Below are 21,613 nucleotides of genomic sequence, written 5' to 3'. Positions count from 1 at the left end.
CAGGAGTTCTGTAGCTGCATATCAACTAATTATCACTTATCCGTGGAAATTTGAGTTACTGTACAAAATGCTTTTTACCTGACCGCCTTTTATTGTGAAGCTAAAGCTATAACCGTCGCATTTGTATGCATATATTTCTTCTTTTTTAAGCTTAGTCCTCTCATTAGGATTGCCATAAGCTGCCTCTACCTCTTCTGCCTTGCTTCCTATACCGATTCCTTTTGAAGTCTTAAATTCGCCGCCGTTAACAAGCATTGAACCGATAATTTCACTTCCTTCATCGGCAGATGTCGATATAGACAAGTTATAGTTTTCTCCGTTTTTATCGAAATCATAAGTTTTTCCGCTTGACTCTGCGCCATCTACTTCATCAGCCAATTCCGCAACAGACTTTATAGCCTCCACAACAGTCTGCGGATCATCCGTAAACGAAGCGGTCTTTCCGTTATATTCAAAAGACGGATCTGCCTGCGTTATTTCTGTCGATATTGCTCCTGCTGAACCGCTTCCGCATCCCATAAGCGCAAAAACCATTGCAGATGCCATCATAATTGCTGTAATTCTTTTCTGTCTCATTTCTCTTTCCTCACCAAAAAATATATTTATCAACAACTGTATCAATCGTCTTAATACACTTATACTCTGTTTGACGTTTCTTGTCAACCATACGGATATTTTTTTGTGAGTTTTAATAAAACTTATTTAATCCGCACAAAACTCAAGTGCAAGATTATAATCCGCCTCCCGAAGCGCTTCCTGCTCGTGAGAGCTGATAATAACGGTGCTTCCGTTCTTGCTGAAGCGTTTGAGAAGATCCAGGACAGCACGGACATTTTTGCGGTCGAGATTGGCTGTAGGTTCATCCATGATGACAAGTTCCGGACGGGTGATCAGCGTCCTGGCAATCGCGGCCCTCTTTATTTCGCCGCTTGAAAGACTTGACGGATACTCGTTTTTTAGATGCGTAAGTCCGAGAGCAGCAAGAAGTTCAGCAAAAAGACCTGCTGAATCATCATTATCATCAGGCAAATCTTTTTTATGCTTCTCCTCTCCGCTTCCGATATCACAGGCAAGTTTTAGGTTCTCGCCAAGCGTCAGATACGGGATAAGCTCACAGTTCTGAGTCATAACGCCCATAAATCCGGTTCTGAGCTTCGAAAGTTCTTCATCTCCAAGCGCCGTGATCTCTTTTTCTCCGTAATATACCTTGCCTTCCGTAGGCCTGCTGAGACCTGCAACTATATTAAGGAGCGTGCTTTTACCAACACCGCTGTCGCCGCTTATAACCGTGAATTTCCCGTGCGGCAGCGTGGTATTGATGCCACCCAGAACCGTGAACTCACGCTTATCTCTTTTATACTTTTTAATTATCGCATCTAATCTGATATCCATACTTACTTCTCCGAAATAAAACCGCAGTCCTTCACTTTTGTAAACATTATTATTTTTTCGATACTTCTCCAAAAAGATCATGCGCCTCATAAATACACATTCTCAGGACATAACTTTTTTATGCTGAAAAAAGCGCACAAAGGCCCAAGCACCGTTGTAAGCAAAAAAACCGCCATAACAACCGCAACCTCTTCACCTAAACGCGGCGCTGTAAAAGGAATCTTCGTGGTTGTTTCAATGAACTGCAACAGGACGATAAACGAAAGAAAGCCAAACGCCGTTCCTATTAACGCTCCGGGCGCCGATGTCCACAATACCTCACACATAAGAAATGTCTTTATCTTCTTTCTTCCGATGCCTATCGTACGCAGTATCTCAACTTCCTTTTTCCTGTCATTCAATGTGATGTAGTGGATCATGAACAGCAGGAATACACTGATGATCACCATAAGCGCGATTACAACAGCATAAACGACGTACGTATCCTTAAGTCCGGAAAAAAGTTTTGCCGAAACGCTCTCTGTCGTAACTATATCAACGTCTTGAAGTCTTGAAAGCCTGGCAACGACAATAGGAATCTTCTCTTTATCAGAAACCTTTATGCAAACTACAGAAACGTCTTTGGAATTAACTTCCGCAATAACGCCCTGCCCCGCTTTCTGCGCATCTTCCATGATATTGCCTATGCGGTCAATGTTTACAAAAACCGTCGCGTCCATGGATGAACCGCTCTCATCAAGCGAAGCCGCAACCGGGTACTCTTTTCCAAACATCTTAAATACGCCGCTCGTTGCATTCACCTTGCTTCCGACGATCAGCGCACCATCTTCAAGTGACTTTAAGTACTTCTTATCTATCCACGGTGTAACGACGAAATCACTGTCCATGTCGATTCCGACTATCTGGACAGGCTGGTCGCAGCATGAAGCATCAAGCGTCATCAGAAATGTCTGCGGAGAAACAGCTTCCACGCCTTCAATTCCTGAGATATCCTCAACAACAGACGCATCCATGTAAAAAAAGCTCTTTTTCGTAGTCAAAAGAATCCCTTCCACATCCTCGCCGTACCCTTTCGGTGCAACGATAATATCAGCGCCCATGCGCTCTGCCGCGTTCCTGCTGCCATGTTCCATACCAAATGCCGTCAGCGAAATAATTACCATTGCAAAAGACAACACCAGCCCGATAAGAATCAGGCCGATGCTGCGATAAAGTTTAGAGCTTATGCTTTTGAAAATAAGTTTATGCAGGATTTCCATCCTTTTTACCTCTTAATACGATGAGACTATCCACAACCGCAACTCCTGTAAGCACAATACCCGTTATAACAAGGAAAGGCCTTGTGTACACGTAGCAGTGCATGGTCTTCATATCGCACACAGGCGCTATCGCTACAGGAAGAAGCGCAATAAAGATTCCTCCTACAATCTGAACTATAGATGCAACTTTTTCCGCAATTCCGTTCTTTATAAATATCTGAGCTGCCGCCAAAACGCCGAGTACTATGCTTGCAGCTACAGCGAAACTTCTTGTCTTATGGCACTTTGCCTCCATATCCCCCATATCCCCGCAGACATGCGCAAATGTGTATATTCCGGTTATTATAAGTACAAAAATAAGCACCCTTACTATATTTACAATCACTTTCGATTTCATAATCAAGTCTCCCGTTTTTTTATTTGGGAAACGCAAGTTAAAGCGTTTCCCTCGCGAAATTCGCATTTCTTTAGCTGTTCTCCGTAAACTTCTTGCTTGCCGGATCATAAGTAAATGACTCCGGAACTCCCTCAAGGTCGGGGAAAACAGTCTTTGTAAATTCATCCGCATTGAGCGAAGGATCAAGATCTCCCGTCTTTTGAAGATCGTCAAATGAAGCTTTAAAGGTCTCTCTTCCAAGTTTTACCGAAGGTTCATAGTTAAGACTTGCAAGAATCTCGCCGTATCTTACAATATCGTCATCGCTCTCGGACGGCATATATCCGTTCTCAACCTGAAGCCTTGCAGCCTCATCGGGAAGCGCCTGTACAAAGGCAGCCGCCTTCTGGATTGCCCTTGCATACGCAGCGGCACCCTTTGGATTCTTTGCGATAAGCTCCTGTGATACGTAAGCCTGGCAGCAATATTCCTGTGAAAAGACTTCATCCTCGCCTATATCAAGTATCTTAATAAAGTCGTAGTTCTTTTCAGCGTTATATGCCACGGGATCGTGTATTCCAATCGCGTCAACCGCGCCGTTATCAAGCGCTGTCGGCAGGTCTGTCATCGCATATGTCACAAACTGAATATCCGCATCGCTTCCGTTTACCTTAAATCCAAGGCTGAACAGCTTTCTCTTAAGCTGTATCGGCGCAGAATCAGACAATGATGCAACACCGATTGTCTTGCCTTTAAGATCTTCAAGACTCTTTACATCAGAACCGTTCTTTGAATAGAACTTCGTGCAGCCTCTGTGAAGTCCCGTTACAAAAGAGATTGCAAGACCGTTTGAGATAGGCTGCATAAGCGTTCCCGTAAGTCCGTATCCCGCATTTATCTCTCCGCTTGTTATCTGCTCGGTTATAGTATCAATATTTGAAGTTACCACTTCATATTTCTGGCCGATTGCCTCGAACTCCTCATCAAAATAGCCGTTTATTATGGCTATATGGACAGGCGCCAGACATAAGCTTTCCTTATTGTTAAGTATCTTTACTGTAAGTCCGTCTCCTTCCGCATTTTTTTCAGACTTAGCGCCGCAACCAATAAGCAGCACAGTCATGGTCAGTGCCAAAACACCTGCAATTAACCTTTTCATTTCTTTTTCACTCCTTACAAATAATATTCCGGCTCTCTGTTCTCTCCGGCGTAATTTAGAATCTCCAGAATCTTCGTCCTGTACTTAATAAAGTCATTTCCTCCTCTCGCTCTTGGTCTTCCAAGTTCTATATCAAGCACCTGCTCTATTTTGGCGGGTCTTGGCGTCATTATGACGACTTTGTCGGACAGATAGACAGCTTCGTCAACATCGTGCGTCACCATGATCATTGTCATCTTCTGATCCTTCCATATCCTAAGGATCTCATCCTGCATGTTCATTCTGGTAAAGGCATCAAGCGCGCCAAGAGGCTCATCAAGCAAAAGAACTTTCGGATGTCCCACAAGTGCCCTTGCAAGCGCCGCTCTTTGGTTCATTCCACCCGACAGCTGATGCGGATAAGAATTCTCGAAGCCGTTAAGCCCTACCATATCGATGTATTCCTTTACATCTTCTTTTTTCTCTTTATATATTCCTCTGGCCTTCAAGCCAAAAGCTATGTTCTTCTCAATCGACAGCCACGGGTAAAGATTCGCCTGCTGAAAAGCAAATCCCCTCTCATGCCCCGGCCCCTTAACAGGCTCACCATCCAGAAAAACCGTTCCTTCATCTGCAAGCCCAAGTCCCGCTATTGCACGTAAAAGAGTTGTCTTTCCGCAACCTGACGGTCCTATCAGTGATATGAAAGAACCCGGCTCAATCGTAATATTCACGCCGTTTAAAGCATTCACGACACTTCCGTCAGGATTGGTAAAGCTCTTGGACACATTTTCAATTTTTATCTCTCCTACCATTTGATCACTCCCTTCTGCCATCCAAGCAGCCTGTCTTTAATCCTGAACAAAAGAGTTATTATCAGGTTACACAAAACAGCCAGCAGAATAAGTCCCGCATAGACATTGGCGTACAGCATCATGCTTTTTTGCCAGTTAAGATACCAGCCTATTCCGGATTTGCACCCAAACATCTCGGCTGTTACAAGCGTTACAAACGAACCTGTCGTCGCATAAAAAAATCCGAGGAACACATTTGGAAGTGCCGCCGGAATTCCGACCTTGAATATTTTGTACAGCTTATTTGCTCCCAGTGTATCAGCAACTTCAAAGTACGTCTGCTGAACGTTCTGTATGCCGTTGCTTGTCATGACCGTTATCGGAAACCACACCGACAGCGCTATCATAAACACCGCCGCCTGATAAGATGTGCTAAAAAGTGAGAGCACAAGCGGTGACCAGGATGTTGCAGGTATCGGACCTATTATCTTTGTCAGCGGATTTACCCAGTAGGCTACTTTTTTGTTGAATCCGATCAGGATTCCCGTTGTAAATCCAAGCGTAGCTCCGACCGCAAAGCCTATGATCAAAAGCTTTCCCGATGATACTATGCACTCAAGCATCAGCGCCCTGTCATTTACGAATACCGCAAACACTCTGTCCAGAGATGGGAAAAAGAGAACCGGCAAAAGCGCAAATTTGCTGCATATAAGATTTATGAAGTTAAGAAGCTGCGCACCTCCCGCAAGCAAAGGTCCATTCTCATCAAGGTAATCGGATATCTTTTTGTTAAAAAAAGATACCGCATAAAGCCCTATAAATATCGCTCCCACTATATATAGAAAGTATGTGAAAAACGGTCCCTTGGCATCAGGCTGCTTTGCCGCGTTCGGAACCGCAACCTGGATCAGTAATGTAAATATTACCGATATGATCGGACTGATTTTCTTTAGTTGTTTTAAAAACAATTGCTCGTCCTCCTCAAAATAAGATAAGCCGGAGGTTCCATTTTATTGAAACCTCCGGCTTTCCGGTCAGCTCGCTGCTTTTATGATGTTCAAATCTTATCATACAAAGCATGAGCTGCATAATTCATGAATGTTATAGTTTGCAATCAGTTATTCTTATCACTAAAGAAGTAGTCCAGTCCTCCGCTCGCATCGCCGTTTCCGATAATTCCAAACTCGGTACTCTGTCCGGGATTCAGGGACGAGTTCCATGATAGCGGCGTAAATACGTAGTATTCGTCATCTTCATCCACATTTACGCACCAGCTCTGAGCGACGTTGATAAATTTCTTTTTGATCTTTAATAACCAACCCGAAGTCTGCTCTTCGGATTTATTTGTGATCTTAAAGTTTATCTGATAACCGCTTCCCCAGATATCTCTTGAATATGTAAGTTCAAGTTTGCAATCGCCCTGAATATCAGGCTGTTCGGGTTCTTCCGGCTTTTCAGGCATCTCCGGAAGATCGGGTTTTTCTGGCTCTTCGGGTAATTCCGGATGCTCTTTTTCAGGATCATCACCTTCTTCTCCGTGGGAAATAGGCTCATTGCCCGGAACAGGCATCATCTTACTCATGGCCATCCACTTATCAATTCTGCAACTTCCGACTTTGCAGACAAAGAAAAGATTATGAATTCCCTCAGTATTCGGAGCCTTTGTTGAATAATATTCATATTCGCCTTCGGATTTATCAAGCTTTATAACTCCCAGAAGCTCCCCATCAGCGCTACCTTCTCTTATCTCAACAGCAGCCGGCTCATCAGCCTTTGCAAATATCACTATCGATGAAAGACCGTATTTAAAGTTTACTTTTTGAACCGAGATATATCCGTTTTCCTTGATTGATACGACCTTATTCCAGGTATCTTCGATTATCTCAGCATTTTCTCTAGAAAAGTCAAGCTCTGCTTCAATATAGCCGTACGGGCTGATCTTTTCACCCGGCACAGGAAGCGGACCGTCGGTGTTTCTGGGAGCCGCACACCAATTGTCAATGTTGCATTTTCCTTTTTTCCCAACAAAATAAATCTTCTGCATTCCTTCAATATTCGCCATTTCTCCCTCAAACGGCTTGTAGGAATCGTCCGTGTCGCGGAATTCGATCGTGCCGATAAGTTCGCCCGAAAGAGAATCTTTTCTCACCTCGATTATTCCGTCGTCTTCAGCTCTTGCCTCAATCGTAATGCTCTTTAGCCCCTTTTCGAAATTGACATCTTTCATAAGAAAGAAATCATTCTCAGAAAAACCGGCTAAAACAGTACGTCTTTTGTCTGTTACTACCCCTACTCCCGATGTACCGAAGTTAACCTCCGCCTCGTTGTCCTTGTACGGATCGATCTGCGGAACGTCGCCCCCTTCGTACATCTTGCCCGGAAGTGCCTTCCAGGTCGTGATATCTATCGGATTATTCGCCTCAAAATATATATCGTGGACTCCCGAAACGTTTGCCATCGGAATTCCGATGCATGTGCTAAAAGAATATGCTCTGATAAGGATCCTCGCTATAGGATTGCTCTTTGGATCATCTATATACACATAAATTTCTGAACCGCCCCATCTTGTCCTTGCCGTCACTTCTATGCCGGTAAGCCCCTTTGAAAAATCCACATTCTCCGCTTTAAGTATCTTCGAGCCGGCGATCGGCGAATATGATGTGTCGCCCTCGTAGAAACCGCCGCCGTTTTCCATTATCTCCGTCTGCACCAGTTCATACGGGTTTAAAAGAGTTTTTTCATCATCAGGTTCTACTGCTTTTATTGTCATGCTCTGCGTGATCAACATGACTGCTGTCGCCAAAAAACTTATTACAACTCTCACTTTCCTTTTCATATTCAATTACCCCCTGATACTCTTTTGCCACAATTTGTCCGTCAATAATGCTTTTTCCTCTGTTACTAAAGAAAAACCGGTGACCATCCAAAGACAGCCACCGGATTTCTTACCTTCTTTTAAAGAAGGTTTTTAACCGCCCCTTTCTCTCTTTTTTTCTTTTTTACTCAAATACATACTCAATCTGGCTCGGCTCTCCACTTCCGATAATTCCGAATGTAGTAGACTGGCCGTTTCCAAGCGTAGAATTCCATGACATAGGAGTAATTACATAGTAATCACCCTGCTGCTGGATATTTACGCACCAGCTCTGAGTAATGTTGATACCGTTCTTCTTGATCTTGAGCTTCCAGCTGTTAACTGTATTTCCTGAACTGTTGGTAACAACGAAGTTTGTCTGATATCCGCCGGTCCATGTATTTGTATTATGCTCAAGCTTCATGCCTGTCTCAATTACAGGAGGCTCTACAACTTCAACGTAAGGATTTACCTTCCAGGAATCAAGTGTTACAGCGCTTCCGCCACTGGGAACTACGAAGTAGATATCCTTCTTTCCTGTTATGTTCTTAGAAGCTGTGATCTTAAACTCACGTGTGCTTCCGCTTACAACTGCATATCCGATGAGATCTCCGCTTTCTGAGCCAACTCTTACTTCAAGTTTTGTTGAGCTGCTTGCACCTGCATTAACGATGAATTCTGAAATACCATCAGAGAATACAACGTTCTTTGCAACTGCATATCCGCCTGCGCCGATACTTACTGCCTGCTTGTTAGGTGTAAGTCTTGCATTTGTAAGATCTGTAGCTGTCTCACCCTCAACTGTGTTGTAAGGATTGATATCTTCATATACAGGAGGATCAACTATCGTGCCTGATGCGGGCATTGCCTGCCAAGCATCAAATGTTACAGCCCCACCCTTTGCTTCGAAGTAAACATAATGCTTACCTGTGAGATCGGATGTAAGCTTAACAAGTGTTTCTTTTGTAATATCCATACCTACATTGACGGAACCAATAGGTGTCTCTGCATCATCGATATAGATATTAAGCTTAATCTTAGGCTGTGAAGCACTTGCATATACACCAAATCCTGAAAGTCCCTTCGAGAAGTCGATATCCTGTACAAGGATATATCCGCCATCATTGATAACTATCGACTGCTTGTTAGGTGAAAGCATTGCATTTGTAAGATCCTTGGATACTTCAGCTTCAACCTTCTGATAAGGATTGATTGTGCCTTCTACAGGAGGCTCTACAACTTCTCCCTCAGCAGGTGTTACCTTCCAGGAATCAAATGTTACTGTACCGTCCATGGCAGCTATGAAGTAGATGTCATGTGTTCCTGTAACATTCTTTGCAGCGTTCACTGTTATATCTTTTGCCTCAGCGCCAACTCTGAAGTTTGCGATGAGATCTCCATCAACCTTATCAAGTCTTGCTTCAAGTCTGTTTGCTCCGCTTGCTCCTGCCTTTACTGTAAATTCCTTAATTCCCTTTGAGAAGTCTACGTTCTTAGCTACTGCATATCCGCCCTTGCTGATGCTTACTGCCTGCTTATTAGGTGTAACCATAGCACTGCTGAGTTCTGCAGATGCTTCTGCTTCTACTGTGCTGTAAGGATTTACCGTATCGCCTACAGGAGGTTCAACGATTGTTCCACCATCCGAAGGTGTTACCTTCCAAGAATCAAATGTTACTGTACCGTCCATAGCAGCTACGAAGTAGATGTCATGTGTTCCTGTAACATTCTTTGCAGCATTAACTGTTATATCTTTTGCCTCTGCGCCAACTCTGAAGTTTGCAATAAGGTCTCCATCAACCTTATCAAGTCTTGCTTCAAGTCTGTTTGCTCCGCTTGCTCCTGCCTTTACTGTAAATTCCTTAATTCCCTTTGAGAAGTCTACGTTCTTAGCTACTGCATATCCGCCCTTGCTGATGCTTACTGCCTGCTTATTAGGTGTAACCATAGCGCTGCTGAGTTCTGCAGATGCCTCTGCTTCTACTGTGTTATAAGGATCTACTGTATCGCCTACTGGAGGTTCTACGACTTCTCCTGATGCAGCCATTGCATACCAGGAATCAACCGTTACCGCATTGTTCTTTGCTACAAAGTATACATCGTGAGTTCCTGTAAGGTCAGATGTGAGCTTAGCTCCGCTATCCTTAAACTCACCCATCGATCTGATACTTATTGTTGCAATAGGGTCTCCGCTTACCTTGTCGATATATACTTCTACGGATGTCTTAGGTGATCCCGACTGAGCACTTACAAAGATTCCTGCGATTCCCTTTGAGAAGTTCACATTCTTTGCAACCATATATCCGTCAGCCTGGATAACTACCGACTGCTTGTTAGGTGAAACCATTGCACTCTTAAGCTCAGCAGATGCTTCTGCCTCTACTTTGCTGTAAGGATCTACTGTATCGCCTACAGGAGGTTCTACGATTGTGCCTGATTTAGCCATTGCATTCCAAGCATCAAATGTTACCGATCCGCCTGTTGCCTCAAAGTATACATCATGCGTTCCGGAAAGATCTGATGTAAGCTTAATACCTGTTCCGGTAGCCATATTTGTACCGATACTTGCTGTGCCTATAGGTGTCTTTGTCTCAAATCCCTTCTGATCAATGTAAACATTAAGCTTAACTCCGGGTTTTGAAGACTGTGCATAAATCTGGAATCCGTTAAGTCCCTCAGAGAAATTAACGTTCTTTACTACTATATAACCACCGTCATTGACTACTACAGAAGTCTTGCTTGGAGCAACCATTGCGCTGCTAAGCTCATCTGCTTTTTCAGCCTCAACCTTCTCGTAAGGATTTACTGTATCGCCTACAGGAGGTTCTACGATTGTTCCTGATGCTGCAACTGCTTTCCAGTAATCAAAGGTTACGGCACCATCCATTGCTGCTACGAAATAGATGTCATGTGCTCCTTTAACTTCCTGTGTAATCTTAACAGTCTGCTCTTTTGCATCTCCGCTTATCCTAGCGCTTCCGATAGGTACTCCGTTAACATCATCCAAATAGATATCAAGTTTGTTTGCGCTACTTGATCCTGCATTTACTATAATTTCTGATAATCCCTCAGAGAAATCTGCATTCTTTACTAATACAAAACCGCCCTTCTTGATACTTACGGCCTTCTTAGTAGGAGTTACCATTGCATCGTTGAGTAATGAAGATGCCTCTGCCTCCATTGTCTTGTAAGGATTTATCGGATCATCAATAAGGATGATACCTTCCGATGCTTTCCAATAATCAAAGGTTATTGATCCATCCATTGTTGCTACGAAGTAAATGTCATGTGTTCCCATAACATTCTCCGATGCCTTAACAGAAATTTCCTTTGATTCAGAACCAACCATAGCAGTACCGAGAAGTGTTCCGTCAGGCTTATCCAATCTGATCTCAAGCTTATTTGCGCTGCTTGCGCCTGCCTTAACTGTGAAATCATATACGCCCATTACGAAATTCACATCTTTTGCTACAGCGTATCCGCCTTTTCTAATACTTACAGCCTGCTTATTGGGTGTTACCATAGCGCTGCTAAGTTCTGCGGATGCTTCTGCTTCTACTTTTTCATAAGGATTAACTTTTCCTTCTACAGGTGGTTCCTCTACAGGAGGCTCCTCTGTTGAACCTGATGCTTCTATTGCTCTCCAAGCATCAAATGTTACAGAACCGCCGTCTGCCTGAATGTATACATCATGAGTTCCTTTGAGCTCTGATGTCACATTTATAGTTGTCTCCTTGGTCATATCTGTTCCAACATTGACTGAAGCCATAGGAGACTTTGCGCCATCAATATAAATATTGAGTTTTACCTTGGGAGCCGATGCTTTTGCAAGCACTGCGAATCCCGAAAGTCCCTTTGAGAAATCAACGTTCTTGGTGATCACATAACCACCGTCTTTAACAACTACCGACTGCTTATTAGGTGATACCATAGCCTCGGTAAGCTCTGTTGCTGCCTCAGCTTCAACCTTCTCATAAGGATTTACTGTATCACCTACAGGAGGTTCTTCTACAGGCGGCTCCTCTACAGGAGGTTCTTCTGTTGAGCCCTGGCCTGCCATAGCCTGCCATGCATCAATCTGAACAGATCCACCGTTTGCTTTGAAATAAATATCATGGGTACCTGTAAGGCTTGATGTGGTCTTTACAAGTGACTCACTGGCCATATCAGTACCAACGCTGATTGAACCAAGAAGTGTGTCGGTTCCGTCAACATATACATCAAGTTTTACCTTAGGCGCCGATACCTTAGCCAATACCTTGAATCCTGAAAGTCCCTTTGAGAAATCAACATTCTTGGCTACCAAATAACCGCCGTCTTTAATAACTACCGACTGCTTATTAGGTGCAACCATTGCATCAGTAAGCTCTGCTGCCTCAGCCTCAACCTTCTCATAAGGATTTACAGTTGTCGGATTTTCCGGCTGGTCGGGGTTCTCCGGCTGATCAGGATTCTCCGGCTGGTCGGGATTTTCCGGCTGCTCAGGATTCTCCGGCTGATCCGGGTTCTCAGGCTGGTCGGGATTCTCCGGCTGATCCGGATTTTCCGGCTGTTCAGGTTCTTCTGTTGTTTCACCGGCTTCAGCTGTCCAGCTGTCTACCAAGCTTGCGCCCATTGTCTGTACAAAGGCGATACTCTCAATTCCCTCCAGATTCTGTACATTAGTAGAGAATTCTCTATATTCTCCATCGGTTTTATTTATTCTTATAGTTCCTAAAACTTCTCCGTCCGCATCACCCTTCTTAACAGTGATAATGCCAGGAGAATCGGATTTAACCTTTACTCCTATCTTCGAAACTCCCTGTGAGAAGTTAACACTCTTCACAGTGAAGTAATTGCCGGATTCAAGGCTGACAACTGTCGCGCCTTCATCTTCACAAACTTCTTTTACATTACGTTCAAATTCAATCTCCGCCTGAACTGTACCGTACGGGTTAATGCTTGGTGCCGCACTTACAGGCAAGCCTGGTGATAACAATCCTGTTGCTAAGAATACACTTAAAGCTACTGACAAATTTCGTTTCATCATAATAAAACCGTTCACCTCCTAGCCTAATAAAATTGTTTTGATTTTTACGTAAACGTTTTCGCGCCCGAGCACTTCCATTTTACCAGCGCAATATTTTTGTGCACAATGTGTAAAATTACCCAAATACCGCAAACTTTAATAGTGATAATGACTTAATCTCACTGCGTTTTTAAGCTAGAATTAATAGTGTAAAAGAGAAAACGTTAACTTAATAATCTATCGATATTTCGGAAATATCCCCCTACCATAACCCGATCTTTTTTCTACCCTATTCCAAACAAGAATATATGACTTTTCGTAAAAGAAGCATCAAAAAAAGTCATATATTTAATTTTACGAAAAAACGTCATATGACTTTTGGGGACAAAAATCGACTAAAAAGTCATACATTTTTTTCAATAATTTTCGATAAAAAAACGGACATATGACTTGTTTATATAAAAAGCCCTCAAAAGGTCATGTACTCTATGTTTACGGAGTTTAAAAAGACAAAAAAACATGACTTTTTTGGACATAAATTTCGAATAAAGTCATACATCATTTTTTCATCATGATCGACAAATAAAAAATGCATGACTTTTCGAGACAAAAACTATCAAAAAAGTCATACATCTGCTGATCACTCTTATATACAGACAAGAAAACATGAAAAGCGCATTTTAAGCCATATCGAATCGATATTTCTGTAGATTGGCAAAAAAGCAAATTAAAAAGCCGACTAAACCGCATTACAGCCTCGCCGACTTTTGAATAATCACACCGGAATGATAACCTTGTACAAGAATTATTTCACTTTTGCATCTCAATGACTCAATCGTCATCAAAACATCCCGCTAGCAATTCCCCGTATAAACAATTTCAAGTTCTTCTCTTGCGACCTCGGCGAGACGATAAACCTTCTTCACATCGGTTGCGTCGCGGTCGGTCATCTTGAATCGGGGAAAAAATCTTGAAATATGAAGCGGTATATTCTTCCCGCTTGCCGCTTCGAGCCCGTGTATCCATGCGGACATCCCGCGCATTTCTTCCTCGCTGTCGTTTTCACCCGGGATTATCAGCGTCGTAAGCTCAACATGGCAATGTTTCACCGCTTCCTCAATAAACTCCATGACCTGCTTCCTGCTTCCGCCAAGGAGCTTATCATAATACTCATCCGTAAAGCCCTTAAGATCGATGTTCATAGCATCGATATACGGCGCAATCTCCGAAAGAACAGACAACTCGGCTGTTCCGTTAGATACCAGCACCGTTTTAAGGTCATATTCTTTTGCGAGCTTTGCCGTATCAAGCACAAACTCATATCCTACAAGCGGCTCGTTATAAGTAAATGCAATTCCGATATTTCCCTTCGTCCTCGTATCAAGCGCAGCCTTTACAAGCTCCTGCGGCTCTATGATTTCTGCCTCCTCAGCATATCTTCTTGCTTCCTCCGACCAGGAGATATCATTATTCTGGCAAAAAGGGCATCTTAGATTACACCCGAAACTTCCGACCGACAGAATATAACTTCCGGGGAAAAAATTGTTCAGAGGTTTCTTCTCTATCGGATCAAGCGCAAGCCCCGACACTCTGCCATAGTTATATGCAATTACCTTCCCGTCCCTGGCCGTTCTTGCGCCGCAAAAACCAATGTCACCTTCCGATAAGGAACAATGTCTGAAACACACGTGACATGTTGCCATAAAACCTCCCACTACCAACATTCTATCCGATCATATCAATAAGCATATATGCCGAATCCATATTTCCTCAGAAATGCCTCACCACTTCAAATCTCTGCAAAGTATACGGCTCATCCTCCATTATTCCGCCTTTTTGCCTTGCTATATCAACCTGCTGCTCCACAGAATCAATCCCGTCAAGATTTGGCAAAAGAAGCCCTCTCTTAACTCCATGGCTCACGATAACTCCGTACTTCTTTACATCCAGCTTATCCGGCGAATCGATATCCTCCGTCTCTCCGAGAACATCAACACTTATATCAAGAAACTTAAGCTCATCCGCCGTTATAGGATCAAATCGCGGATCGTGCGTACTTGCACTTATCGCATTCTGAATTATCTCTTTTGCAATATTGTCCTGAGTTGCGGCAATTGTGCCTATACAGCCGCGAAGCTGCCCCATCTTGTGGATTGATACAAAAGTACCCGCAGCCCTTGTAAGAAGCTCCTCTGAAAGACCGTCGGGAACCTGAATCTGCCTGTGCTCTTTTACCCATGATTCGACACTTGCCCTGGCAAGCTTTACGTATTCATCATTCGCATCGGCTTTTTCCTTGCATTCTTTTTCAAGCTTTTTTTCATAATCTTGTAAAAAATGTCTGCTCTCATCCGCTCCGCCCGGATAAAAAGTGCAAATTCCGTAGCCGACACCCGTTACATCCTGATGCGACAGAGCCGTCGCCTTTACGCTAAGCCCGTCAAAAGCTCCCGCCATAATGACAAAAGACCTGTGTCCGCACTCCGCAGCAAGCTGGCACAGACTTTCATCAAATTCAAACAGCCTGCCAAACTCTGCTTTTCCGCACACTTCCATTATCTTTTCATCATATTCGGGTCCCTCTTTTGAATAGCCGTAAGGGCCGTATTCCTGCAACTTATGCGAAAGATCGCCGCTTGCGATGATAACGACTTTTTTGCCCGAATCATCGACAGCTTTCGCGATAATTTGCCCAAACCTGTAGTGATATGTCAAAGGAAGGCCTGAAAGTCCTATACGGACTATCTTTCCGCCTGTATATTTTTTGCGAATGAACCAAAGAGGAACCATGGTTCCGTGATCGAGAGAAGACTCCCTTTCACCCATTGTTCCTGCAGGAAAGTTCTCTTTTTCTGCAAGAAGCGCAATCGCGTCTGCAAGTTCTGTGTCATACTCTTCGGAAAATCTTACTCCGGATGCACCAAAGTCAGCAAAACTTCCCGTTGCCCTGTGCCCCGGCGAAATATGAAAGTAATCCGCATACATCACGGAATGCGGACTCGTTATGATGATAGTGTCAGGCTTTATAGCCGCCACTTCTTCTGCGACCTTCTCATAAGCATTCGTTGTTTCAAGAATCTGTTTCTCCCCGCCTCTTCCTACTTCAGGAATAATAAGGGGTGGATGCGGAACCATAAAAGCTGCCGATACAGTCATTTTAGCCTCCTATCTGAGATCACTACGTTTTGACACATATATCATATTACGAGAATTCTGCATCTGTCCACCCTATCGTCAATTAATAGTCGAGATTTCCGATATTTCAGATTATTCTTTCTCATCAAGCCGCACACGCCACCACTTTAGCTTAGTAAAAAATGCATGTAATAAGCCCGCCGATTCTATAAATGTTTATGTATATTTATGCTTGATATTCTTTTTCATTCACCCTATAATACAGACAAAATTAAAAAGAATGCAGAGTAGACTGTAAAGCGTCAAGTGCCGGGTGAACAGGGAGTTGTCATTCGGACGAAGGGTAATCCGCGGTTTTATGGTCGCATCCCGCTGCTACATAGTGAAGTGTATAACACCTCTCGTGTAGACAAAAGGAAGCTGCGAGGAGGTGTATTTTTTATGAAAAAATTACGTGACACAAACACACTTACTCTGGCCGCCATGTTAACGGCTCTGGGTATCGTACTGGGATTTCTCAAAATTCCCATCAACCAGATCATCGAGATCAGATTCGGCTCACTCCCGATCGGCATCGCAGGTATGTCGCTCGGCCCCGGTATTGCCGCTATCGTCGGAGCACTTACCGATATCGGAGGATATCTTGTAAAGCCTACCGGTCCTTTCTTTCCCGGATTTACTATTAGCGGAATCGTAAGCGGCCTGATCTTCGGCTTTATTCTTTACAACAAGAAACCTACGCTTGCAAGAATTGTTGCGGCTGAAGCCGTTCACACACTTATCGTCGGCATCATCATGAATACCTACTGGCTCGACATGATGTATATCAAAAAAGGCTTCTTTGTGACACTTGTAGCAAGACTTCCCAAAGAACTTGTAATGCTCCCCATCAACATTTTGATGCTTTACATTGTTTTGGAAGCATTTGGCAGGATTAAGACTTATGCACGAGTATAATTATTCAGAGGCAATTTCTTTTTTTGAGAAATTGCCTCACTTTGAACCACCAAAAAATAATAATCCCCCCGTAAAAGACATGTTTTCTCTGGACGCCGAGCTTGCTCTCCTTAGGAAGCTGGGAAATCCCCAGCTCGGACAGCGCTATGTTCACGTCGCAGGCACAAACGGCAAAGGCTCGACTGTTGCCTATCTCACCTCGATTCTTATCGAAGCAGGCTTAAGAGTCGGCACCTTCGCCTCACCCTTTTTATACCACTACAATGAACTCTTTAAGATAAACAATACTGAAATTTCGGATGAGGATTTTGCAAGGCTCTTTTCACAGATAAAGCCTGCATATGACGAGCTTGCCACCGAGAACATATTTCCCAGCGAATATGAGATTCTTACCGTCATGTCTTTTATTTATTTCAGCGAAAAAAACTGTGACATTGTCGTCATGGAAGTCAGCATGGGAGGCCGCGTGGATACGACAAACGTAATTCCCGCGCCGCTCGTTACTCTCATTACTCCGATAAGCTACGACCACATGTCGATCCTTGGTAACACACTGACTGAGATTGCAACCGAGAAAGCCGGAATAATCAAGCACGGTACATCTGTCATCACTCCATTTCAGGAACGAGAAGTCAGCAAAGTTCTTGAAGATTTTTGTGCAAAAAAAGCTGTTTCTTTGGCATACTTCACTGAGCCCGTCCCGATTGAACGAAGCTTGCATGGACAGCGTTTTGACGTAGACGGGACAACTTACAGCACAAAGCTTCTTGGAACCTACCAGATAGGCAACGCAGCCCAAGCAATCTACGCCGCAAGGAAACTTGCTCAGAAAGGATTTAGGATTTCCGAAACCGACATATCCCGAGGAATCGCTAATACCGAATGGTTCGGACGTTTCACTGTTGTAAAAGAAAATCCGTATATCATAATAGACGGCGGCCACAACAGACAAGGCGCGGCAGTTCTTCGTTCATCCCTTGAAGAATACTTCCCAGGTAAAAAAATCACATTCCTTCTTGGAATCCTCGCCGACAAAGAAGTTGATATCATCCTCGATGAACTGATGCCGATTGCAGATAAATGCTACATCACTGCAGTCCCAAATAAAAGGACTATGGATCCTGATGAACTTGCCAAAATGGTAGAAAGCCGCGGCGTTGAGGCAACTGTTTTGGAAAAAGATTATCCACTTGAAGACCTATGTAAAGATGAGACGGAAGTTCTCTGCATCGCAGGATCGCTCTATCTCATAAAAAATATTACATTAAAATTTTGAATAATCAGATTCATCGTAAGCGTCTCATAAACGACACCTTGTAATCATACTCCAATTTTATCATAATCATTTCTATGGAGGAATGGCTATGAAAGCACATAATGACTGGAAAAAGCTACATCAGGATTATCTTGAATCCGGTGTTACAAAAGTGGAGTTTTCAAAACTGCTTGGAGTTCATCCAACTACTGTCTACAAACAGTTTGCAAAGTTTGAAAAAACTCCAACAGAAAAAAATAATGAACCTGTATATTCGGAAATTATATAAGATGCTGGGGTATATTTTATGGGCAAAAGCCCTTGTACCCAATACCATAGATGTGGTGATAGCGCTACCCACCGAAAAATTTAGCGCTTACTGTTTACCGAAAAAAGCCCCGGCGCTCCGCTTGTTTCTGCAGTGCGTCGAGCCTTGTTTTTTTCCTATAAATTATCTACATCCTACCGATTGCCATATAGTTATATTGTTTTAAACGGGGCTTGATCCTACATCTATCAATTCATAGGATTTTTTACTATTAAGCTTTTTTATAAATCTGTTCAAAAATAATACACCCCACAAATAATACCATGCAAAGCATTCCCAGAATGATATATTCAAGTTCCGCACTCATATTTATTGCAGAAAATATGAATAGCAATGCCGAACTTCCCAAATTACAGCCTAACGAAATAATAGAAAAAACTGTATTTCTAAAAGAATCATCTTCAATGCTTTGGTTAACCATAGAAGAAAACATTGGAGATGTAATTCCCCATACAAGTCTATATATACAAACAAATACAAAAATAAAGAAAATCACCGACGAACCGCCAAGCCCAAACATACATAATGCAAGTAATGCCAAGCATACGCTGATAAGAATCTTTTCAGACTTAAATATACTCTTTAGTTTCTTATAAAAAAATGACCCAGTACTTGCAAAAACTGCAGCAATAAAATATAACAATCCATTATATGTATTGGATACTGATGAACCTAATAAATATGTTTGTAATATTTGATAACCTGTTACAAGAATCATTGAGAAGCATATGTTCAGCATGCATATTATAAGTAATTTTCTATTTGAAAGAATTTCCAAAAAATACTTTTTTACAATATCATTTGCATTGTTTTTAACATCTACATTGATGCGAGGAAGCAAACATGCGATTATAAGCAAAATTATATTTGAAACAAACGTAATCCAAAATACATGTACTAATTCTCCTTCCTTCATAATTGCAAAGCACCCCAAGAAAGAAAAGCATAATGCAATCCACTGAAGCGAATATGATTTTGAAACTATATCATCAAAATCCAAATCATTTCTCGGATCTTTGCAGTACTTATATATTATGCTATCAAATGGTCCTGAGAAAAAAGTACTTCCTAATCCCAAAACAAACTCCCCCACATATAACAGTACCGTTGTGCCTTTTATAAAAAGGAACATTGCAATAGCAGTAAAAACTGCCCCAATAATCAATGACTTATTTTCTCCAATTTTGTCGCTCCAAACTCCCGTTGGAATTTCTAGCAAAAAAACAGACAATGAATATACTGCAAATAAACTTGTAATTTGCGCACCATTTAGACCATGATTCAACTGACAAAATGAAGCAAAAACAGGCGTTGTAAAATTTATCGTCATAAAAAAGGACAGGAGATATATCAACCATTTTAAGCTTTTCATATTACCCCTCCATATTTCCCAATTTTTATTGCATTTTCTAATGTTGAAACCAAAAAGCAACATACACTCGATAGTTTTTCCTCATCTAACTTAAGCGAAAGAATGGGGCAAATATCAGTATTGCATTTAGATGGTGTGCTATTACTGCAACCATCAACTCTTGAAACTAGTAATGGGCAGTAATAATATTCTCCCTCAGTACTAATTTGTATACGATCAAAAGCGCCTCTCCCCTTGCTTTGTGCTATAACATTATCTTTCGGAAGAAAGGCTGTTTCAACAGTAATCTCAACAGGATTCTTTGCCAGTTTCATCGACTTATAAATATCAAATAAAAGTCCAAACCATTCTTTAGCCTTTTTAGGTTTTTGAGAATCATATAAAAGCTTTATCTTAGTCACAGCATGACATTCTTCCAATAATTTTGTTAATAAGTATGGACTATTCTTTACTGGTAAATGATAGCATTCTACATCAATGCCCACAGAAGTCACTTTATTTATGACCTTGAAAGTCTCTTCATATTCCTCCCTTACACTTATTAACAATTTAACTTTCTTTTCACCTAAAAATGACATCATCTGATCATCTATTAATAATCCATTTGAGGCAATACTAATTCTTTTCCCAGCATTATAAAAATAATCAATTATTTCCATAATCTCTGGATGCATAAATGGTTCTCCGCCAGTCAAATAAACACTATCTATTTTTTCAAGATTAACCAGCTTTTTAATCATTGCCAACGATAAGTCCATTTTCTCTTGACTATTCTTCTGATTTATAAAATCAGACACATAGCAATACGGACAATGCAAATTACATCTTCTAGTAATATTTATGCAAATTTCATGCACAGATTTTGCTTTATTCATTATTTAACTCCTCAAAAACTCTTGGGTTCGCAGTAGCTAATGGTATATATTTGTTCTCATAGCAATAAACAACTTTTTTCTCCATACCCCAATTTAGCTCATCAATTTCATTTGATAGCAATCCAAACAAAGCCATCTTTGCCTGCTCTCTTGTTATTTTTTCCTTTATAGCGCTTCCATATCTTGAATCCTCTAGATAGAATTGCTGTTCTTCTTTTATGATTCGTAATACCGGTATATTAGCTTTACCTCTTTTCCATAAATCCATCCATGTCTGAACTTTTTTTCTAATTACATCATTTAATTGTCTATCATCTCTCGACTCACACTTATAGCTTGCAGTAAATAGCCATGCCAGCTTTGCTATATCCGCATCCTTAGGGAAAATTTCTTTATATACATCACTTGGTGTTATCCCCGTAATATCATATTCTTCTGGATGCTCATAATATGGGCTAAACCGCGCTATCTCAAGCGGACGAACAAGTAATGGCGGATTCAAATGATAAATAAGTGGAACGTAAGCGCGCAATAATCCGGTGGGTTGTAAAATAACCACCATTGTTATCGGGTACAAGGGCTTTTGCCCATAAAATATACCCCGAGTTCTTATGAACCCGGAGTACCTTGACAATTCACATATGATAAAGATTACATCGCATCAAAGATGGCATCTTGATGCTTCCTGAACAGCTCATCAAGAGCTTCTTTGCATTCTGGATTCCATGGAGATAGCTTTTCAAGCTCCTCGTCGCTCATCTGAGATGATGGACATTTGATCAACAGATACTTGAGATAGTAGTAAACATCTACTCCGCAAGCCTTGGCAGTTTCGACCATGGAATAAGTGAGTGCACTTGCATCAGCGCC

At 42.1% G+C, this 21,613-nt stretch carries 18 protein-coding genes and 1 riboswitch; of the genes, 3 read left to right on the top strand and 15 right to left on the bottom strand.

The features are described from left to right. Positions 1–36: 36 nt before the first annotated feature. The 11 genes from BM398_RS02400 to amrA form a co-directional block, all read right to left on the bottom strand. Positions 37–576, bottom strand: coding sequence for a hypothetical protein (locus tag BM398_RS02400; RefSeq protein ID WP_092336279.1), 540 nt, complete (start codon positions 574–576; stop codon positions 37–39). 126 nt (positions 577–702) lie between these two features. Beyond that, the gene (locus BM398_RS02395) at positions 703–1,392 is read right to left on the bottom strand and encodes an ABC transporter ATP-binding protein (RefSeq protein ID WP_175531809.1); all 690 of its coding nucleotides are present in this window, start codon (positions 1,390–1,392) and stop codon (positions 703–705) included. A gap of 86 nt (positions 1,393–1,478) precedes the next feature. Beyond that, a complete protein-coding gene (locus tag BM398_RS02390; RefSeq protein ID WP_092336277.1) occupies positions 1,479–2,651 on the bottom strand; it encodes an ABC transporter permease in 1,173 nt (390 codons plus the stop codon). Further along, positions 2,635–3,048, bottom strand: coding sequence for a DUF4418 family protein (locus tag BM398_RS02385; RefSeq protein WP_175531808.1), 414 nt, complete (start codon positions 3,046–3,048; stop codon positions 2,635–2,637). Before BM398_RS02385 ends, BM398_RS02390 begins: the two co-directional genes overlap by 17 nt. Before the next feature lie 70 nt (positions 3,049–3,118). Further along, complete coding sequence (locus BM398_RS02380; RefSeq protein WP_092336275.1) at positions 3,119–4,186, bottom strand: ABC transporter substrate-binding protein; 1,068 nt, start codon at positions 4,184–4,186, stop codon at positions 3,119–3,121. A 14-nt stretch (positions 4,187–4,200) separates the two neighbouring features. Next, positions 4,201–4,980 (bottom strand): ABC transporter ATP-binding protein, encoded by a 780-nt coding sequence (locus BM398_RS02375; RefSeq protein WP_092336274.1) that lies wholly within the window; start codon positions 4,978–4,980, stop codon positions 4,201–4,203. Beyond that, positions 4,974–5,927 (bottom strand): ABC transporter permease, encoded by a 954-nt coding sequence (locus BM398_RS02370; RefSeq protein ID WP_092336273.1) that lies wholly within the window; start codon positions 5,925–5,927, stop codon positions 4,974–4,976. Before BM398_RS02370 ends, BM398_RS02375 begins: the two co-directional genes overlap by 7 nt. Positions 5,928–6,073: 146 nt before the next feature. Next, entirely contained in the window at positions 6,074–7,795 is a 1,722-nt protein-coding gene (locus BM398_RS02365) for a carbohydrate-binding protein (protein ID WP_092336272.1), read from the bottom strand. 163 nt (positions 7,796–7,958) lie between these two features. Beyond that, positions 7,959–12,842: a carbohydrate-binding protein gene (locus tag BM398_RS02360; protein ID WP_092336271.1), complete on the bottom strand. Its 4,884-nt coding sequence runs from the start codon at positions 12,840–12,842 to the stop codon at positions 7,959–7,961. Positions 12,843–13,675: 833 nt separating this feature from the next. Further along, positions 13,676–14,524 carry an AmmeMemoRadiSam system radical SAM enzyme gene (amrS, locus tag BM398_RS02355; protein ID WP_092336270.1) on the bottom strand — a complete coding sequence of 283 codons (849 nt, stop codon included), beginning with the start codon at positions 14,522–14,524 and terminating at the stop codon, positions 13,676–13,678. Positions 14,525–14,591: 67 nt separating this feature from the next. Then, complete coding sequence (amrA, locus tag BM398_RS02350) at positions 14,592–15,977, bottom strand: AmmeMemoRadiSam system protein A (protein WP_092336269.1); 1,386 nt, start codon at positions 15,975–15,977, stop codon at positions 14,592–14,594. A gap of 260 nt (positions 15,978–16,237) precedes the next feature. Further along, a riboswitch (THF riboswitch) is annotated at positions 16,238–16,333 on the top strand. Between the two features lie 64 nt (positions 16,334–16,397). Between amrA and BM398_RS02345 the strand changes: the two genes are divergently transcribed. The 3 genes from BM398_RS02345 (at position 16,398) to BM398_RS02335 (ending at position 18,457) form a co-directional block, all read left to right on the top strand. Further along, the gene (locus BM398_RS02345) at positions 16,398–16,913 is read left to right on the top strand and encodes a folate family ECF transporter S component (protein WP_034468757.1); all 516 of its coding nucleotides are present in this window, start codon (positions 16,398–16,400) and stop codon (positions 16,911–16,913) included. After that, a complete protein-coding gene (locus BM398_RS02340) occupies positions 16,900–18,189 on the top strand; it encodes a bifunctional folylpolyglutamate synthase/dihydrofolate synthase (RefSeq protein WP_092336268.1) in 1,290 nt (429 codons plus the stop codon). Before BM398_RS02345 ends, BM398_RS02340 begins: the two co-directional genes overlap by 14 nt. A gap of 88 nt (positions 18,190–18,277) precedes the next feature. Next, the gene (locus BM398_RS02335; RefSeq protein WP_092336267.1) at positions 18,278–18,457 is read left to right on the top strand and encodes a hypothetical protein; all 180 of its coding nucleotides are present in this window, start codon (positions 18,278–18,280) and stop codon (positions 18,455–18,457) included. A gap of 250 nt (positions 18,458–18,707) precedes the next feature. Here the strand turns inward: BM398_RS02335 and BM398_RS02330 are convergent, their stop codons facing one another. The 4 genes from BM398_RS02330 to BM398_RS02315 form a co-directional block, all read right to left on the bottom strand. Next, on the bottom strand, positions 18,708–19,868 hold the full coding sequence (locus BM398_RS02330) for an MFS transporter (protein WP_175531807.1): 1,161 nt from the start codon (positions 19,866–19,868) through the stop codon (positions 18,708–18,710). Further along, on the bottom strand, positions 19,865–20,743 hold the full coding sequence (locus tag BM398_RS02325) for a radical SAM protein (RefSeq protein WP_092336265.1): 879 nt from the start codon (positions 20,741–20,743) through the stop codon (positions 19,865–19,867). The genes BM398_RS02330 and BM398_RS02325 overlap by 4 nt, the downstream gene beginning before the upstream one ends. Continuing rightward, complete coding sequence (locus tag BM398_RS02320; protein WP_139233778.1) at positions 20,736–21,320, bottom strand: hypothetical protein; 585 nt, start codon at positions 21,318–21,320, stop codon at positions 20,736–20,738. Before BM398_RS02320 ends, BM398_RS02325 begins: the two co-directional genes overlap by 8 nt. A 74-nt stretch (positions 21,321–21,394) precedes the next feature. Beyond that, positions 21,395–21,613: transposase domain-containing protein (locus BM398_RS02315; protein ID WP_027209126.1), on the bottom strand; the 219-nt coding region annotated here is incomplete at its 5' end.

Source organism: Butyrivibrio sp. M55, assembly GCF_900116865.1.
Classification (GTDB): Bacteria; Bacillota; Clostridia; order Lachnospirales; family Lachnospiraceae; genus Butyrivibrio.
The sequence above is the reverse complement of the archived record's forward strand: the minus strand, read 5'-3'. Positions and strand labels throughout refer to the sequence as shown.

Bases quoted from the DNA above. Each gene is read 5' to 3' on its own strand.
- BM398_RS02365 (WP_092336272.1), bottom strand. From the start codon at position 7,795: ATGAAAAGGAAAGTGAGAGTTGTAATAAGTTTTTTGGCGACAGCAGTC.
- BM398_RS02345 (WP_034468757.1), top strand. From the start codon at position 16,398: ATGAAAAAATTACGTGACACAAACACACTTACTCTGGCCGCCATGTTA.
- amrS (WP_092336270.1), bottom strand. From the start codon at position 14,524: ATGGCAACATGTCACGTGTGTTTCAGACATTGTTCCTTATCGGAAGGT.
- BM398_RS02360 (WP_092336271.1), bottom strand. From the start codon at position 12,842: ATGATGAAACGAAATTTGTCAGTAGCTTTAAGTGTATTCTTAGCAACA.
- BM398_RS02390 (WP_092336277.1), bottom strand. From the start codon at position 2,651: ATGGAAATCCTGCATAAACTTATTTTCAAAAGCATAAGCTCTAAACTT.
- BM398_RS02375 (WP_092336274.1), bottom strand. From the start codon at position 4,980: ATGGTAGGAGAGATAAAAATTGAAAATGTGTCCAAGAGCTTTACCAAT.
- BM398_RS02335 (WP_092336267.1), top strand. From the start codon at position 18,278: ATGAAAGCACATAATGACTGGAAAAAGCTACATCAGGATTATCTTGAA.
- BM398_RS02395 (WP_175531809.1), bottom strand. From the start codon at position 1,392: ATGGATATCAGATTAGATGCGATAATTAAAAAGTATAAAAGAGATAAG.
- BM398_RS02385 (WP_175531808.1), bottom strand. From the start codon at position 3,048: ATGAAATCGAAAGTGATTGTAAATATAGTAAGGGTGCTTATTTTTGTA.
- BM398_RS02380 (WP_092336275.1), bottom strand. From the start codon at position 4,186: ATGAAAAGGTTAATTGCAGGTGTTTTGGCACTGACCATGACTGTGCTG.
- BM398_RS02325 (WP_092336265.1), bottom strand. From the start codon at position 20,743: ATGAATAAAGCAAAATCTGTGCATGAAATTTGCATAAATATTACTAGA.
- BM398_RS02400 (WP_092336279.1), bottom strand. From the start codon at position 576: ATGAGACAGAAAAGAATTACAGCAATTATGATGGCATCTGCAATGGTT.
- amrA (WP_092336269.1), bottom strand. From the start codon at position 15,977: ATGACTGTATCGGCAGCTTTTATGGTTCCGCATCCACCCCTTATTATT.
- BM398_RS02340 (WP_092336268.1), top strand. From the start codon at position 16,900: ATGCACGAGTATAATTATTCAGAGGCAATTTCTTTTTTTGAGAAATTG.
- BM398_RS02330 (WP_175531807.1), bottom strand. From the start codon at position 19,868: ATGAAAAGCTTAAAATGGTTGATATATCTCCTGTCCTTTTTTATGACG.